The sequence below is a fragment of the Pseudomonas sp. W2-17 genome, from assembly GCF_041060445.1.
Classification (GTDB): domain Bacteria; phylum Pseudomonadota; class Gammaproteobacteria; order Pseudomonadales; family Pseudomonadaceae; genus Aquipseudomonas.
Genome location: NZ_JAUFNS010000002.1, coordinates 86,635 through 102,516 on the forward strand (window position 1 = coordinate 86,635; position 15,882 = coordinate 102,516).

Annotated in this window: 19 protein-coding genes and 2 tRNA genes; 9 read left to right on the plus strand and 12 right to left on the minus strand. The window is 61.4% G+C overall.

Annotated features, from left to right (window positions below; translation table 11 throughout):
* Positions 1–49 precede the first annotated feature (49 nt).
* The 3 genes from QWI20_RS02715 to QWI20_RS02725 are packed head-to-tail and all read right to left on the minus strand — an operon-like array spanning position 50 to position 2,914.
* A complete protein-coding gene (locus QWI20_RS02715) occupies positions 50–844 on the minus strand; it encodes an ABC transporter ATP-binding protein (RefSeq protein WP_369304065.1) in 795 nt (264 codons plus the stop codon).
* Positions 838–1,836, minus strand: coding sequence for an ABC transporter permease (locus QWI20_RS02720; RefSeq protein WP_369304066.1), 999 nt, complete (start codon positions 1,834–1,836; stop codon positions 838–840). Before QWI20_RS02720 ends, QWI20_RS02715 begins: the two co-directional genes overlap by 7 nt.
* Positions 1,823–2,914 (minus strand): ABC transporter substrate-binding protein, encoded by a 1,092-nt coding sequence (locus QWI20_RS02725; protein ID WP_369304068.1) that lies wholly within the window; start codon positions 2,912–2,914, stop codon positions 1,823–1,825. Before QWI20_RS02725 ends, QWI20_RS02720 begins: the two co-directional genes overlap by 14 nt.
* 279 nt (positions 2,915–3,193) lie before the next feature.
* On the opposite strand from QWI20_RS02725, the gene QWI20_RS02730 reads away from it, so the two are divergent.
* Positions 3,194–3,826 (plus strand): DUF5666 domain-containing protein, encoded by a 633-nt coding sequence (locus tag QWI20_RS02730; protein WP_369304069.1) that lies wholly within the window; start codon positions 3,194–3,196, stop codon positions 3,824–3,826.
* 90 nt (positions 3,827–3,916) lie between these two features.
* Here QWI20_RS02730 and QWI20_RS02735 read toward each other — a convergent pair whose 3' ends face one another.
* The 3 genes from QWI20_RS02735 to QWI20_RS02745 all read right to left on the minus strand — a co-directional run bounded on the left by QWI20_RS02735 (position 3,917) and on the right by QWI20_RS02745 (position 5,244).
* Complete coding sequence (locus QWI20_RS02735) at positions 3,917–4,276, minus strand: 2-oxoacid ferredoxin oxidoreductase (RefSeq protein ID WP_346627742.1); 360 nt, start codon at positions 4,274–4,276, stop codon at positions 3,917–3,919.
* A 78-nt stretch (positions 4,277–4,354) separates the two neighbouring features.
* Positions 4,355–4,912: a DUF4174 domain-containing protein gene (locus tag QWI20_RS02740; RefSeq protein ID WP_369304070.1), complete on the minus strand. Its 558-nt coding sequence runs from the start codon at positions 4,910–4,912 to the stop codon at positions 4,355–4,357.
* A gap of 255 nt (positions 4,913–5,167) precedes the next feature.
* A tRNA-Val gene (locus tag QWI20_RS02745) sits at positions 5,168–5,244 on the minus strand.
* 309 nt (positions 5,245–5,553) lie between these two features.
* Between QWI20_RS02745 and QWI20_RS02750 the strand changes: the two genes are divergently transcribed.
* Both QWI20_RS02750 and QWI20_RS02755 read left to right on the plus strand, forming a co-directional pair.
* A complete protein-coding gene (locus QWI20_RS02750) occupies positions 5,554–5,877 on the plus strand; it encodes a hypothetical protein (protein ID WP_369304071.1) in 324 nt (107 codons plus the stop codon).
* 172 nt (positions 5,878–6,049) lie between these two features.
* On the plus strand, positions 6,050–6,277 hold the full coding sequence (locus QWI20_RS02755; RefSeq protein ID WP_133770607.1) for a hypothetical protein: 228 nt from the start codon (positions 6,050–6,052) through the stop codon (positions 6,275–6,277).
* A gap of 113 nt (positions 6,278–6,390) precedes the next feature.
* Here the strand turns inward: QWI20_RS02755 and QWI20_RS02760 are convergent.
* A tRNA-Val gene (locus QWI20_RS02760) sits at positions 6,391–6,467 on the minus strand.
* 248 nt (positions 6,468–6,715) lie between these two features.
* Between QWI20_RS02760 and QWI20_RS02765 the strand changes: the two genes are divergently transcribed.
* Positions 6,716–7,999, plus strand: coding sequence for an NAD(P)/FAD-dependent oxidoreductase (locus QWI20_RS02765; RefSeq protein WP_369304072.1), 1,284 nt, complete (start codon positions 6,716–6,718; stop codon positions 7,997–7,999).
* A 25-nt stretch (positions 8,000–8,024) separates the two neighbouring features.
* On the opposite strand, the gene QWI20_RS02770 is transcribed toward QWI20_RS02765, so the two are convergent.
* Positions 8,025–8,726 (minus strand): peptidase C39 family protein, encoded by a 702-nt coding sequence (locus QWI20_RS02770; RefSeq protein ID WP_369304073.1) that lies wholly within the window; start codon positions 8,724–8,726, stop codon positions 8,025–8,027.
* Between the two features lie 226 nt (positions 8,727–8,952).
* Here QWI20_RS02770 and QWI20_RS02775 point away from each other — a divergent pair, with 226 nt between their 5' ends.
* Positions 8,953–9,129: a hypothetical protein gene (locus QWI20_RS02775; RefSeq protein ID WP_369304074.1), complete on the plus strand. Its 177-nt coding sequence runs from the start codon at positions 8,953–8,955 to the stop codon at positions 9,127–9,129.
* Between the two features lie 131 nt (positions 9,130–9,260).
* Here the strand turns inward: QWI20_RS02775 and QWI20_RS02780 are convergent, their stop codons facing one another.
* Positions 9,261–10,025, minus strand: a complete 765-nt coding sequence (locus tag QWI20_RS02780; RefSeq protein ID WP_369304075.1) for a TerC family protein — start codon at positions 10,023–10,025, stop codon at positions 9,261–9,263.
* A 118-nt stretch (positions 10,026–10,143) separates the two neighbouring features.
* On the opposite strand from QWI20_RS02780, the gene nhaR reads away from it, so the two are divergent.
* Positions 10,144–11,040: a transcriptional activator NhaR gene (nhaR, locus tag QWI20_RS02785; protein ID WP_122538157.1), complete on the plus strand. Its 897-nt coding sequence runs from the start codon at positions 10,144–10,146 to the stop codon at positions 11,038–11,040.
* Here nhaR and QWI20_RS02790 read toward each other — a convergent pair.
* The gene (locus tag QWI20_RS02790; RefSeq protein WP_369304076.1) at positions 11,037–12,194 is read right to left on the minus strand and encodes an MFS transporter; all 1,158 of its coding nucleotides are present in this window, start codon (positions 12,192–12,194) and stop codon (positions 11,037–11,039) included. The two genes, nhaR and QWI20_RS02790, sit on opposite strands and share 4 nt — an antisense overlap.
* 157 nt (positions 12,195–12,351) lie before the next feature.
* Entirely contained in the window at positions 12,352–12,861 is a 510-nt protein-coding gene (locus QWI20_RS02795) for a DUF1993 family protein (protein WP_369304077.1), read from the minus strand.
* 109 nt (positions 12,862–12,970) lie between these two features.
* On the opposite strand from QWI20_RS02795, the gene QWI20_RS02800 reads away from it, so the two are divergent.
* The gene (locus tag QWI20_RS02800) at positions 12,971–13,657 is read left to right on the plus strand and encodes a YceH family protein (protein WP_369304078.1); all 687 of its coding nucleotides are present in this window, start codon (positions 12,971–12,973) and stop codon (positions 13,655–13,657) included.
* Positions 13,658–13,866: 209 nt separating this feature from the next.
* On the opposite strand, the gene QWI20_RS02805 is transcribed toward QWI20_RS02800, so the two are convergent.
* On the minus strand, positions 13,867–14,679 hold the full coding sequence (locus QWI20_RS02805; protein WP_369304079.1) for a shikimate 5-dehydrogenase: 813 nt from the start codon (positions 14,677–14,679) through the stop codon (positions 13,867–13,869).
* Positions 14,680–14,906: 227 nt separating this feature from the next.
* Here QWI20_RS02805 and QWI20_RS02810 point away from each other — a divergent pair, with 227 nt between their 5' ends.
* The gene (locus QWI20_RS02810) at positions 14,907–15,254 is read left to right on the plus strand and encodes a hypothetical protein (RefSeq protein ID WP_192172466.1); all 348 of its coding nucleotides are present in this window, start codon (positions 14,907–14,909) and stop codon (positions 15,252–15,254) included.
* A 242-nt stretch (positions 15,255–15,496) separates the two neighbouring features.
* Complete coding sequence (locus QWI20_RS02815; protein ID WP_369304080.1) at positions 15,497–15,679, plus strand: hypothetical protein; 183 nt, start codon at positions 15,497–15,499, stop codon at positions 15,677–15,679.
* The last annotated feature ends 203 nt before the right edge of the window (positions 15,680–15,882 follow it).

The window sequence follows — 15,882 nt, forward strand, 5'->3', positions numbered from 1 at the left end:
GGCCGACATGCGCACAGCCCGGCGGCCAGTCTTTACGTACCTGCTCTGCCTACCAGCTCTGCCCCAACCCCAGCCATCCGAGAATCTGTTTGCGCAGGTCAACCAGATACGGGTCGTCACGGTGCCGTGGATAGGCACGATCGATGATCAGCTCGGCCTTGATCTGCGCGGGCCGGTCGCTGAAGACAATGATGCGATTGGCGAGCAGCAGCGCCTCCTCGACATCGTGGGTGACCAACAGCGCGGTGTAACCCTGGCGTTGCCACAGATCGATCAACTCCTGCTGCATGGCAATCCGGGTCAGCGAGTCGAGCTTGCCCAGCGGCTCATCGAGAATCAGCAGTCTTGGCTCGTTGACCAAGGCCCGCGCCAGCGCCACCCGCTGGGCCATACCGCCCGACAGCTGTCGCGGATAGGCTCGTGCGAATTGAGTCAAACCGACCTTCGCCAAGGCCTCATCAACCTTGCCCTTGGTGGTTTTGAGCAGACCCTGGGCTTCCAGGCCGAGGGCAACGTTGTCCCAGACCCGACGCCACGGGTACAGGGTCGGGTCCTGAAACACCACCACCCGCGTCGGATCCGGCCCGGTGATCGCCGCACCGTCCGCGGTAATGCTCCCGCTGTCCGCACCTTCCAGCCCCGCGACCAGCCGCAGCAGGGTGGATTTTCCACAACCGGACGGGCCCAAAAGCGCGACTAACTCCCCCGGTTCAACCTCCAGCGACACCCGCTCCAGCACCGGTAGTTTGTGCCCTTCGAGGGAGAAACCGTGGCTCAGGTTATCGATGCGCAGCGCCAGGCCACGACTGTGCTCGGCGCTTGCGGCTCTGGCTGCATTTACCATTTCATTGCTCCTTGCTGCCAGGCCAGCAGACGGTCACGAATCAGAAACAGCGCCGAGATAAGGCCCGAGCAAGCCAGTGCCATGATCAACAGCGCCGCGTACATGTTGGCGTATGCCGCCCACCCCTGGGCCCATTGCAGGTACCAGCCGATGCCGGACTTCACGCCCATCATTTCGGCTACCACCAAGGTCGAGAACGAGGCGCCGAGGCCCATGAACAAGCCGACGAAAACGTGAGGCAGCGCTGCGGGAATCGCCACTTTGAAGATGAGAAAACCCTGTTTTGCGCCCAAGGTGCGGGCCACGTCGTAGTAGGCCTTGTCCACGCTCGACACCCCTGACCACGTCAGCACCGTCACCGGAAACCAGGTCGCCAGCGCAATGAGAAACACGCTGGCACTCCAACTGCTGGGGAACAGGAAGAAGCACAGCGGCAGCAAGGCGGTGGACGGGACCGGGCCGAGGATCCTCAACACCGGGTGCAGCCAGTAGCCGATGCTGCGCGACCAGCCGATGGCGACGCCAGCGATGAACCCTGTCAGTGCGCCGAGGGCGACACCGCTGCCTAGCAGAATCGCCGAATGCAACAGGCTGTCGGCGAGGCGCGGCCAGTCCTCGACATAGACGTCCAGCAGCGCTTGAGGTGGCGCGAAAAATGGCACCGGCAATACACCGAATTTGGCGGTGAGCAGCTCCCAGATCGTGAGCAGAATCGGCAGCGCGATCAGCCAGGGGCCGAGCGTTTGCGTACGCGCGGCGACGCGCGGAGACCAACGCCCCCCAATCACCGCCAGCAGGATCAGCCCGGCCATGATCAGGCACAGATTCGCCAGACCCTGGGTCATCGGCCAGAGACGGGTGGGGTTGGGCAGATACACGATTAATAGCGCCGCCGCGAGCCAGACCGCCGCCGCCACTACGCCGTGCACCCAGAAGCGTCCCGCCGGGGTTTTCAGCCGTTCGATGCCGGCCGCCAGCTCAACTGAAGACATCGGCAGTGATCTCCGCAGCAAAGGCGTTGGCATCAGTGCTTTGACGGATGACCTCGACGGTTTTCAGATCACGCACGTAAGTGGCAATCTCGGCGGTCAGTGCCGCGCCGACGGCGTGGTGCCCATGGGGGTGATCGTGAAGAATGGCGACGACTTCCTCGGTGGTGGTGTTCAGCGCGTAGGCCTGGAACCCTTTGGCCACCTCCTCCGGATGCTTGACCGAGTAATCGTGGGCTTCAAGAATCGCCTGAGTCAGCGCGGCCACGGCGCGTTTGTCGTCCCGCGCCAGCTTGCCGGTCACGCCCACCACGCAGCAGCTGAGGTTGGCGTAGTCCTCCACCAGGTTCGAGGACAGTTCGCGAGCCTTGCCGGCATTGATCAATCGGTACATGAACGGGTCGCTGCCGCTGACCGCCTGCACTTCACCGCGCTCCAGCGCCGTACCCAGCAAGTCGGCCGGATACAGGCGCCACTCGACGTCGCGCACCGGGTCGACGCCATGTTTCTTCAGGAGGATGGAAAAGAAGTTACGGTCGGGACTGGCCATGTCGGTCACGCCGATGGCCTTGCCTTTGAGGTCTTCGAGTGTCTTGACGCTGCCACTCGCCGCCGTCAGCAACCGCAAGCATCCGCCGTGGGTTCCGGCAGTCAGCTTGACGTCGAAACCCTGCTCCAGCGCTTTCAGCCACCGCAGCGCCATGCCGATGCCGGCGTCCGCTTTGCCCGTCGCAATGGCTTCCAGCAACACTTCCGTCGAGTTGCCGAAATTGACCAGCTCGACGTCCAGATTGTGCTTTTTGAAAAAGCCCTGCCCGTGGGCGATGACCACGGGGGCCAGGCACACGGCGTTCAGGTTGATCGCAAGCTTCAGCGCCCTTGGCTGATCGAGTCTGATGAGCTCGCCCGTGCCCGCGGGCTCGCTCGCCCCGCCACTGGCGTCGGCGCCGTGGCCGGCATGCTCCGCATGTTCGTCCGCAGCCCAGACGCCGCGCGGTAACGACAGCAGAAGTGGCGACGCCAGCGCGGCGCCGGCGAGGCCCAGCACCCGACGACGGCTCAATTGATCGAAAACGGCCATGGTGTTCCCTTACCCGGTGAGTGAGATGGTCGTCGCCGAACACGCATTTTTAATAACCAAATCTTGGGGTTTCGCCGACTGCTTAAAACATTAGCACTGGCCATTTAATTAATTAAATTCATTTTTGTTCTATATGACTATGCAAATAGTCTATCTGGATGAGTTCGCATCCTGCATGCAGGCGGCATCGAGGCGTACTGGCTGACGGCAATGTCATGCACCACCTCGTGCACTCCAGCTATGCTGCGTGCTCGACCCATCACCGGATTCGCGCCGCCTATGAAGACCTCCAAGACCCAGACCCTCCGCCACTCTCTTCTCATCTCGGGATTGCTCAGCGCGCTGCTATCGGCAGCGCTGCCAGCCCACGCCGAAGACAGCAAACCCACCCGCGTGCGCGGCGCCATCACAGCGGTCGAAGGCGATGCGCTGAAAATTCACAGCAATCGCGGAGAGGACCTGCAGGTTGTGCTGACCCCTGAGACGCAGATTCGCGGCGTCACCCTGGCGCAGGTGTCGGAAATCAAACCGGGCAGCTACATAGGCTCCGCCGCGGTGCCGCTGCCGGACGGTTCGTTGAAGGCGCTCGAGGTGCATGTGTTCCCGCCGGAAATGGCGGGCACGGGGGATGGCCATCGGGCCTTTGATCTCACGCCGGACAGCACGATGACCAACGGATCGGTCGGCGATCTGGTCGCCAGTAATGGCCGTACCATCACGGTGAATTACAAGGGCGGGCAGAAGAAGATCGTCATCCCTGATGACGTGCCGATCGTCAACCTGGTGCCAGGCGATCGCAGCTTGCTCAAGCCCGGTGTGAAGGTGGTGCTGCAGGCGCAGAAAGGTTCGGACAACGCGCTGACGGCGCTGTCGATTTCTGCGGGGGAAAATGGCGTGACTCCTCCCATGTGAAGGAGCCGAGGTGAAGCGTTCAGAACCTGCGCGGGGCCGGGTATTGATCAGGCCGTTCAGAACGCGCAGGTCAGTGAATGCAGGGCTGACTCAGAGACAGGTCGCGAGCACCGCGCCACGTTGCTCGATCACCTTGGCGCCGGGCTTGGCGTAGAAATTGACCTTGGTCATGCCCGCCTTGCCCGCCACGTCCGCGAAGTATTCACCCTCGGTGGTGTAGACCGTGAAAGCGCCAGGCTCGCCTTTGGCCATGAACACGTCGGCCACATCACCGAACAGCTGAACGTTGGCCCAAGTGACCTTGATGCACTCGGCAACGGCGACCGCAGGCTTCTGACTGGTGTAAACCTGCGCCGGCCCTGCCGAACGTGTCTGATTCAAGCTCATGCAACCCGACAACAGGATCAGTGCCACAGCGCCCGCCCAATGTTTCATGCCAGTCCCATTCATCAAACGTCCTTTTCGTTAAAAAAGGAACGATGTTACCAGCAACCTCAAGCGAGCCCCATGGATAAGCCGTCCAAGCGCTTAATCATCCAGCCCGGCGGGCGGTGCAGCAGGCGCGGCCTTGCCGGGCTTGGCCGATTTGCCTGACGGCGTTGCGGTCTTCGGCTCGGCGACGGGCGCAGGTGGAGCAGCGGCGGCCGCTTCCTTCTCGGCCATGGGCATCTGGTCGATGGTGCTGAAAATTTCCTTCGGATCGATGGGGCCGTTGTGAGTCATTTTCTTCTCGCCGTCCTTGCCCACCAGAATCACCTGCGCCTGCTTTTCTGTCTGTGCGCCAAGCTTGAGTTCGCGGATCAGGGCCATGGTGGTCTGGGCGTCGAGGTCCTTGCCGTTACGCTGCCCCACGGTATTGATGATGGTGTAAAGGACCATGTCACGTTTGGCGAAACCCTCCTTGTTGGCGGGTTCGTCCAGAGTTTTCTTCAGACTCATCAACGTCGGATCAACCGAACTCGACGCGATAACGATCAGTGGACGGGTCTTGCCGCGCTCCTGGGAAAGTGGGCCATCACCGTCGGCAGCCAGCAAGGGGCTGGACACGGCGAACAAAACGGCAAGGGTCAACGACCGGCTAAACATACACATCTCCTCTGGTTTTCCATGCACTGATGATCGCGCATCATGGGAAAAGGTCCAGACGCTATCGGGAAAAAAACCGGATTTATTTCGCGGTCTGTGATGGCTCGTCGGGGTGAAATCGGGTCGAGACGTCCGGCCATAGGGGCTGAGGCGGGATCGAGGAAGGTTGGCCTGAGGGGATAATTTCAGGCAATAAAAAAGGGCGAATCTTTCGATTCGCCCTTTTTTGTCACCGCCCAGCAGAGCGGATTTGTTTGGTAGGCGCGATTGGACTCGAACCAACGACCCCCACCATGTCAAGGTGGTGCTCTAACCAACTGAGCTACGTGCCTGCTGTGGGTCGGCATTCTACGGATATTCAAATGACTGTCAACGCCTTTTTCGCCCACTAAGCCTATGAATACGCAAATTATTTCCCCGTCGCATCGACATGGGCGGATCAACCTACAGAGTCGTCGTCGATCAGCGAGATTCGGGCGGTGAACGCCATGACCGGCATCCCGATCGACAGCGGATGCTTGAGTGAATCAACGAGGGGCCTCGACTTGCGCACCGAACATGCCGCCTGTCGCCATCATGGCACTTCGGACGAACTTCAGATGCCCAACGATGACAAGGAATCACGACACGGAGATCACCTGATGAACAGATTATTGACTGCCCTGACCCTCGGTTGCGCGCTGACATGCACTTCCCTCGCAGCGCTGGCTGGGGCCACATCGCCAGACATGGGTCCGCCACCTTCCCAGACCGGCATCGACCCGCGCGTACAGGGCAGCGACCCGGCCCGCCAGGGCGCTGATGTGGACACGCAAACCAAGAAAGGCATCAGCATTGGCGGCGGCACGTCGATGAGCAATGGCACTGGCAATAACAACGATGCCGATTTGCCCGGTGGCGATACCACCAATGGCGGTGGCAGCAAAGGTTCGGGTTCGTCGAGCGGGGGCGGCGCGGGCGGCTGAAGCATCTCGTAGGCACGGGCCATTACACACGACGCATAAAGGGGCGCTTGAACAGCGCCCTTTTTCGTGTCCGGTTGTCGTGGCTTGTCGTCGTGCTTTGATATAGTGCGTCGCCGCCGCGCCTGAACCAGAGTCGCGGACCCGGGCGTCATCAACAGTGGAGAGCGGCACCGTGGGCATGAAGAAATCAGCGCTGGAACTCAAGCGCGACCTGAGCACCATCGCGGCCAATCTGGAAAGCACTGCAGGCGAAATCAGCCGACTGGCCGAACGGGTCAACGATGTGGACGTGGTCGCGGTGCTGCACTTGATGAATCAGCAGTACAAGGACGCTGACCGTCTGCGCGCCTATGTGGACGAGATCAGGGCGGGCCGCATTACCCGCGCCAAACCCGAATGATCGGCAGGCGGAATAACCGGACGCCCGGGGTGATTCAGCTTCGAGCAAGCAAAAAAAAGGGTGACCCTCTCGGGTCACCCTTTTTCGTTACCGCCCAGCAGAGCGGATTTGTTTGGTAGGCGCGATTGGACTCGAACCAACGACCCCCACCATGTCAAGGTGGTGCTCTAACCAACTGAGCTACGTGCCTGCTGTGGGGCGGCATTCTACCGGGATCCGGATCGCTGTCAACTTTGATTCACCCCTAAGCCTATGAATGTCCGAGCTATTTGCCCCTGCACTAGCGAATCGGGCTAAATGAATGCGCCCGTGCCTCGGTGGCCGATGCCTTGCCAGCATCGCGTCAAGGCCCGCAAACCTCCAGCGTCGGCTGGCCGCAAAATTTCATCTCAGGTAGGATCCGCCCATTCGTAAAAAATATAAAACAGGGGTTACAGGATGACGAACACGCCATACCCACATTCCTACTACGCCGCTTCCGCCAATCCGGTTCCGGTTCGGCCTCGGCTGCAGGGGGACGTCGAGACCGACGTGGTCATCATCGGCGCCGGTTACACCGGGCTCTCCAGCGCGCTGTTTCTCCTGGAACACGGCTTCAAGGTTACCGTGCTGGAAGCGGCTAAAGTCGGTTTCGGCGCCTCGGGCCGTAATGGCGGACAGATCGTCAACAGCTACAGCCGCGACATCGACACCATCGAAAAGAGCGTCGGGCCCAAGGAAGCACAATTGCTCGGGCACATGGCCTTCGAGGGCGCACAGATCATCCGCGACTGCGTCGCGAAATACCAGATCCAGTGCGACCTGAAAGACGGCGGGGTTTTCGCCGCCATCACGTCCAAGCAGATGGGCCATCTGGAATCGCAGAAACGTCTCTGGGAACGCTACGGCCACACGCAGCTGGAGCTGATGGACCAGCGCCGCGTCCGTGAAGTGGTGGCGTGCGACCAATACATCGGCGGCATGCTCGACATGAGCGGCGGTCACATCCACCCGTTGAACCTGGCGCTGGGCGAGGCAGCGGCGGTCGAGTCCCTGGGCGGGGTCATTTATGAACAGTCTGCGGCCACCCGCATCGATCGCGGTGCCAGCCCGGTCGTGCACACCGCCGAGGGCAAGGTTCGCGCGAAGTTCGTGATCGTGGCGGGTAACGCCTATCTGGGTAATCTGGTCCCGGAACTGGCCGCCAAATCAATGCCCTGTGGCACACAGGTGATCACCACCGAGCCATTGAGCGAGGAACTGGCGAGTACGTTGCTGCCCCAGGATTACTGCGTCGAGGACTGCAACTACCTGCTGGATTACTACCGGCTTTCCGGCGACAAGCGTCTGATCTTCGGCGGCGGCGTGGTGTACGGCGCGCGCGATCCGGCGAACATCGAAGCGATCATCCGGCCGAAGATGCTCAAAGCGTTTCCGCAACTGAAGGACGTGAAGATCGATTACGCCTGGACCGGCAACTTCCTGCTGACCTTGTCGCGGTTGCCCCAGGTCGGTCGGCTGGGGGACAACATCTATTACTCCCAGGGATGCAGCGGACACGGCGTGACTTACACCCATCTGGCCGGCAAAGTGCTGGCCGAAGCCTTGCGCGGACAGGCAGAGCGATTCGACGCCTTCGCCGGCCTGCCGCACTACCCATTCCCCGGCGGGCAATTGTTGCGCACGCCGCTGACCGCATTGGGTGCCTGGTATTACAGCCTGCGGGACAAGCTGGGGTTCTGAATCAGAGGCGATGAACGGCCAACCGTTAACGGGCAGCTGGATTGTTCAGCGCCTTCACCGCCTCGCCCGCCGCCTGTTCCTGACCCGCCTGAGCCAGATCATTGGCGGCTTGGAGCCAGCGTTCACGGTCCACCGGCACCGGCACCTGGCGTGGGCTCTGGATCAGCACGGCCCAGTTGCCGGCGTCGTTCCAGTCCGAGGTGAACGAATCGAAGCTCACCGTCACTCGTCCCGGCCCGGTATAGATCAGCACCGTGCGCTTGTTCTGATCGAACCCGACCAGTACGCCGTAGCGCTGTTCTTTCCAGAACATCGAGCCATCCGAGAACCGCACCATGACCGGATACCCCGCCGACACCTGGGCCAGCAAGTCCGTAAAACCGTGGTCGACGGGATACACCACAAACCCGTATTCCCGGGCCAGGTCCAGCATGCTGCGGTCGAGCTTGTCTTCGGCGCCCGGCAGTTTCAGCGGTTTTTCCAGCAGCCCCGGCGTGGTTTGTACACCATGGACGGTCAGCATGCTGGCCAGCGCGAACGGCGCGCTTTGATAATCCTTGCCCCGGAAGGACGGCACGGCGTTGATTTCCACCCGGTCGGGCAGCGTCTTGTACATCGGCGGGTAGCCGGGTTTCCAGTTGTGGGCATTCGAGCAGCCTGCCAAGACCAGCACGGCGGCGAGCGCCAGCCATTTGCGTCGACCTGCAACGCTATCCAATCGCGTCAATGCCCGCACGTTCTTCACTCACTTGACTGATGGCGACGAATCCCGAGATCCGGCCGGAACGCGGATGATAGAGCCGCCACCGGTTGCGGTATAGCCCGAAACGCTGTCAACGCGAGTGGATAGAACAAATCGGTCATGCAATGCCTACCATCGGTCAATTTTTGGCAACAACAGGGAGACTAGACTGTCGGTTACTAAGAGACGAAGAGAAGAGCCGGAGGAAGCCATGAGCCTCGGAATGACCATTGTAATGTTGATTGCTGCCTGGCTGGCCGTTGCGGCCGCCATGTTGTGGGGGGTGATGCGTATCTCGCGTCGCCATCATCCGCATTATCGGGAAACCGAAGCCGCGAGATCCGTAGAACGCGCACAACGCAAAATCCGTCATGTCACGGCCCATTGATAAAGCCGTGTAACGACTGATCACACTACAAACGAAAACGGTCGGTAATGGCACCCCATTCCCGACCGTTTTTTATTGCCCTGCTTTGGTACTGCTCCGCTCTTTATCGGCGGGCGGAGCTTATCCAGGCGTCAGACCTTCCGGCCCTGCGCTTCGGCGTCCAGGCGGCGCTGGCGGGACCGACGAACCAGCATGTTCAGCACTTCAATCAGCGCCGAGAACGCCATGGCGGTGTACACGTAGCCTTTCGGAACGTGGGCGCCGAAGCCTTCGGCGATCAGCGTCATGCCGATCATGATCAGGAAGCCCAGCGCCAGCATGACCACGGTCGGGTTATCGTTGATGAACTTGGCCAGAGGCTCCGACGCCACCAGCATCACGACCACGGCGGCCACCACGGCGATGACCATGATCGGCAAGTGCTCGGTCATGCCAACGGCGGTGACGATACTGTCGATGGAGAACACCAGGTCGAGCATCAGGATCTGACCGATCGCCGCCGCCATGCCCAGGGTAACGGTACTGGAAGCGGCTTTCTCGGCTTCGCTTTTGACGTCGACGCTGTGGTGGATCTCGGTGGTTGCTTTCCAGACCAGGAACAGGCCACCGGCGATCAGGATCATGTCCTTCCAGGAGAAGGCCTGGCCGAACACTTCGATCACCGGCGCGGTCAGCTGGACAATCCACGCCACGGTGGTCAGCAGGCCCAGACGCAGGATCAACGCCATGCTGATACCGATCCGGCGCGCCTTGGTGCGCTGATGAACCGGCAGCTTGTTGGTGAGAATCGAGATGAAAATGAGGTTGTCGATACCGAGCACGATTTCCATGACGACCAGTGTCGCCAGAGCGATCCACGCCGTTGGGCTTGCAGCCAGTTCCAGAAGGTATTCCATATACGCGAGTGTCCAGGATCAGTTCAGGGGATAGGGCGGCATTCTAGGGACGGAAACACTTCAGTAAAATTCGTATTTTTCAGGCGTATACTTCGGTTTTCCCGAAGTGACAGCACCCATGCTCAATTATCGACAGCTGCATTATTTCTGGGTCGTGGCCAAAACCGGCAGTATTGTTCGCGCCTGCGAGCAATTGAACCTCACGCCACAGACCATCAGCGGGCAAATCAGCCTGCTGGAGCAGACCTACGGCGTCGAGTTGTTCAAGCGCGTTGGCCGCCAGCTGGAGCTGACCGAAACAGGCCGCGTCGCCCTGCCCTACGCCGAGCAGATGTTCCAGCTCGGTGGCGAGCTCGAAGCGGTGTTGCGCGCACAGCCCGACGAACAGCAAATCCTCTTTCGCGTCGGCGTCGCCGATGTCGTGCCGAAGTCCATCGTCTATCGACTCATCGCGCCGAGCATGGCGCTCAATGAGTTGGTGCGCATCAGTTGCCGGGAAGACCAGCTCGAACGCCTGCTGGCGGACCTCGCGATTCAGCGCCTGGACCTGGTGATTTCCGACAGCCCGATGCCCTCTCATCTGGACATTAAAGGCTACAGCCAGAAGCTGGGCGAATGCGGCGTGAGTTTTTTCGCCACCCGCGCCCTCGCCGCTCTGTACGGCGAGAACTTCCCCCACGGCATGCAAGGCGCGCCGCTGCTCGTGCCGGGCCAGCAAACGGTGGTGCGCAGCCGCCTGATGCGCTGGTTCGCCGAGCAGAATATCCAGCCGAAAATCGTCGGGGAATTCGACGACAGCGCCTTGATGAAGGCCTTTGGCAAATCCGGCAGCGGGATCTTTATTGCGCCGAGCGTGATCGCCGATGAGGTGATCGAGCAATACGACGTCGAATTGATCGGCCATACCGACGCCGTGACCGAGTCGTTCTACGCGATTTCGGTCGAGCGCAAGGTCAAGCATCCTGGCATCGTCGCGATTACCGAAGGCGCACGGCGGCAGCTGTTCCCGGACTAGGCGTCGCAGGCTGCGGGGTTGGGGCGGACCGTCATCAGCAGCAGGGCCAGCAGGATCGACAGCAGAATGATGCCGGCCGCGGCGAAGCCCAGACTGCCAAGGCCCAGATGATCGATCACCCGCCCGCCGATGATTGCGCCAATGCCGATGCCCAGATTGGCCCCGGCGATGTTCAGCGATGCGGCGAAGGCCGGGGCCTGTGGCGCCGCTTTCATCAGCCGGACGTGGCTGACCAGAAACAGCGCCGCCTGGGTCGCGCCCCACACGGCCAGTGCCAGAGCCAGCGCAGGCAGGGAATGCATGCTCGGCACCACCATGACCATGCCGCCGATCATGAAGGTGCAGAAGGTCAGGCTGGCGATCAGTGGGTGGCGATCCACCAGCCGCCCGCCCAGTGAATTGCCCAGCAAGCCCACCGCACCGAAACCCATCAGGCACCAGCCGACCACCGTGCCGTTAAAGCCGGCGAGGCGCTCGAGCATGTCCGCCAGGTACGTGTACGCGGTGAACATGCCGCTGAAGACCAGCACCGACAGGAGCACGTGACCCTGCATCAACGGGCTGCGAAGAATGCGGAACTGGCTGCGGAACGAGGCCTGATCCTTGTGCACGCTGCGGGGCAGGTAAATGAACAGCAGCAGCGCCTTGGCGAACGCCATCACCGCGAGGACGGCGAAGGCGCTGCGCCAGCCGATGGCGTCCGAGATCAAGGTGCCGACGGGGATACCGAACACCGTGGCGCAGACAATGCCGAAACCTATCTTGGCGATCGCACGGCCGGCATGGTCCGGTCCGACGATGTCCACAGCGGTTTCGCTGGCCAGCGCCCAGAACACCGGCAGTCCAAGCGCCGGGATCAACCGCGCGGCGGCCATCACCCAGATGTTGGGCGCCAGCGCGGCGACGACGTTGGAGACGCCAAACATGATCAGCACCGAAATGAACAGGCGCTTGCGCTCGAAGCGCGAGAAATACGCGGTCAGGAACGGCCCGAAGCAGGCCACCGTGAAGGCGAACAACGTGACCAGCAGGCCGGCCTGGGGGATGGTGACGGCCAGGTCGCGGGCGATGGCGGGCAACAGACCGACGATGACGAACTCTGTGGTCAGCACGGTAAAACCCGCAGCCGACAGCAGGTAAATGGGGAAAAACATGAAGTCTCCAGAACGACAAAACGACCAGTCCTCGCGGAGCGGTCGATCGGATGTGGCATGAATCAGGACGCGGAGGGTAACAGCGCCGGGCGCCTGGGAGCCAGGCGCCGGACGAAACACGTGTCGCTGCCCGCGCCGAGGCGGGCAGCGAGACCTGTCAGTAAGCGCCCATGTAGTCGCGCTTGCCGACTTCCACGCCGTTGTGGCGCAGCAGGTCATAGGTGGTGGTGACGTGGAAAAAGAACTGCGGCAGCGAGTAATTCAGCAGGTAGGTCTGGGTGTTCAGACGCTTTTCCTTGTCGGTGCCAGGACGCAGGACGATTTCCCGGGCTTCGTTGCCATCGACCTGTTCGGCCTTGATCGTGTCGAGAAACGCCAGCACTTTGGTCAGCAGCGCTTGCAGGTCGGCGAAGGTGGTTTCGGTGTCTTCGTACTTCGGCGGCTCGAGGCCTGCCAGTCGTGCGCCGGCGCCTTTGGCGAAATCAACGGCGATCTGCACCTGACGCACCAGCGGGAACATGTCAGGGAACAGACGCGCCTGCAGCAGGGCATCCGGCTGAATGTTCTTGGCGGTAGCGTGGGCTTCGCCTTTGGCCAGGACGGCGCCGAGGGCGGTGAGCATTTGCTTGAAGACAGGAATCGAAGCGGCGTAAAGAGAAAGGGTCATGGCAGTTCCTGGAGAAATGAGTCGCACGGAGGCGGACGCGAACGCGGCTTGTCTTTTACCTCATCCAGCCCCTACCCTCATAGCCTTTTCAACGCTTGGGGAATGGGTCATGTCTGACGAGCTGGATTCCGAAAACACCGTTGAAGCCTCGGATGCGCTGCAGCTGAGCAGCACCGAAGTGCGCATTCTGGGCTGCCTGATCGAAAAACAGGCGACCCATCCCGAAACCTACCCCCTGACCCTCAACGCGCTGGTGCTGGCCTGCAACCAGAAGACCAGCCGCGAGCCTGTGATGAACCTCACGCCTGGCCAGGTTGGTCAGAGCCTGCGTGCGCTGGAAAGCCTGCAATTGACGCGTCTGGTCATGGGCAGCCGGGCGGACCGCTGGGAACACCGCGTCGACAAGACGCTGGAGCTGGTGCCGGCGCAACTCATCCTGACCGGCCTGCTGTTGCTGCGCGGCCCGCAGACCGTCAACGAACTGTTGACCCGCAGCAACCGCCTGCATGACTTCGAAGATACCGAGGCGGTGCTGCATCAGCTTGATCGGCTGATCGGCCGCGGGCTGGCGGTGCTGATCCCGAAACAGGCCGGCCAGCGCGAAGACCGCTATATGCATGCGCTGGGTGATCCGGCTGATAGGGAGACAATCCTCGCCGCCCGCGCGCACCCGGCAGAGCGCAATAGCGGCGGCCATTCGGGCAGCGCGGGCAGCTCGGCGATGGCGGAGAGGGTCGAAGCCCTTGAAGCCCGCATCGCTGCCCTCGAGGAACGGCTGGCAATGCTGGAAGGTTGAGAGCGGCTCCGAGAAATCCTGAGCCTGGTGCAAAACCTGTGGGAGCGAGCTTGCTCGCGAAGGGGGTAGCACATCCGCTACATATGCAGCGGCTGATGAACCGTCTTCGTGAGCAAGCTCACTCCCACGTGCCCCCTGTCTGCTGCGCGACAGCGTGCTGCCTGAAGATCGCTAGCCAAGCACACCCTGGCGTTACCCAAGCGCAAGCATCAACCCCGCGCGAACGCCGCCGCTGCCTGATACTGCGCCTCACTCGGCGTCACGCCGGTGTAAAGAATGAACTGCTCCAGCGCTTGTATCGCCGCGACCTGGTCACCGGTGATCAGGCGCTTGCCGAGGCGCTCGGCCTCAACGATGAACGGCGTGCGCGCCGGCGTGGCGACCACGTCAAACGCCGTGTCGGCCTGCTCGATGGCGGACGCATCGAAGGCCAGCGCATCGGCTTGATCCCCTGCCATGCCCAACGGGGTGACGTTGACCAGCAGCGGTGGGCGCTCACTGCCCAGTTCGGCTTGCCACGCGAAGCCGCAGGTCTGTGCAAGCGCCCTGCCCGCCTGCTCGTTGCGCGCCACGATCAGCCCGTCAGTAAACCCGGCGTCACGCAGGGCACAGGCGACGGCCTTAGCCATGCCACCGCTGCCGCGCAGGGCAAAGCGGGTGCGCGGCACTTGATGGGTGTCGACCAGTTGGGCGATGGCGATGTAATCGGTGTTGTAGGCTTTCAAGTGGCCATCGGTATTGACGATGGTGTTGATGGATTGAATGGCGTCGGCGGACGCGTCCAGTTCATCGACCAGTGCAATAGAGGCTTCTTTAAACGGCATCGACACGCCGCACCCGCGAATGCCCAATGAACGCATACCGGCAATGGCTGCAGGCAGGTCGTTCGGCGAAAAGGCCTTGTAATAGAAGTTCAAGCCCAACTGTTGATACAGGTGGTTGTGGAAGCGCACGCCGAAGTTGCCCGGGCGTCCGGCCAGCGACATGCACAACAGCGTTTCCTTACTGGCAGTGACCAACATGAAATCTCCCGAGTGGTATTAGAAGACGCCTGGGGAAAGGCGTAGAATCGCGACGCTTGGCCGAAAGCGGCAAAGCCATTGTCATTAAATGTGTCGAATACCTTACACAAAATTTACGCAACGGCCTCGCAGATATTTCCGAAACCGTTGTCTGAGAAGTTATCCCGTGGCAGTGCCTGAGCGTAACGCAGGCTCGCGACAACGGGACTGAACACCGAGGAACAGTCATGATTCGTCAGATCCCCAAAGTTGCCTTGTTGTTAGGCGCCCTCGCCCTCGCAGGCCAGGCTGAAGCCCATGGCGGCGGCCCGGGCTGGGGTGGAGCCGCCGTGATCGGTGCGGTCGTCGGCGGTGTTGTCGGCGCGGCAGTGGCGTCCGGGCCGGTTTACGCAGCACCCGCTCCCGTGTACGCGGCCCCGGCGCCGGTTTATTACGCGCCACCGCCTCCACCGCCGGTTTACTACCAGCCGGCTTATGTCGTTGAGCGCCCGGTCGTCTACGCACCGCGTTACTACGGCCCGCCACGTTATTACGGCCCACCACCGGGCTACTACCACGGTGGCGGTCGCTGGTAACAGCGGTTTGCTCCTGAGCACAGGGCTGTCGATCCATGGTCGCCAGCCCTCACCCAACACAGACCCCGCCTTCCCGGCGGGGTTTTCGTTTCAGAGGAATTGATGCCGGACCGCAGCACGGTCCTGCGCACGTGTCTCCATCACTGTCCCTACCCGCTCATCAATGACGACTATCGAGAGCGGTGATTTCTGCATCAACCGGTCGCGCCGTAAAGTAGCGCCATAGATTGTTGGAGGCACTTATGACCAAGGTTCAAATCATGTCGGTTGTCGGCAGCGCAGTTCCCTCTCAGCTGCGTGAGCGCGGTCTGTTGGCGTGCTGGTACCTGATGCACAACGGCGAACCCGTCAGTGGTCCTTTGCCTTCACTGCCAGCGGCGCAGGCCCTGTCGCAGCAACTGGAATGCCGCTCGCTCAACAGCTGAACCCCTATTCGCTCTTCCCTGTGAATCGTGCGTTGCTCCGCACACCCCTTTAGCCCGCCTCTTCAATGACGCGGGCTTTTTTTGCGTAACGATTCGCTGTTGATGCGCAGCGCTGTTTGTCAGCCGGCCGATAATCGTCAATTCGACCCGTTTAAATACAGGCTTTTTGGATCCGCCACCTGAACCTGGCCTATACAACTGCG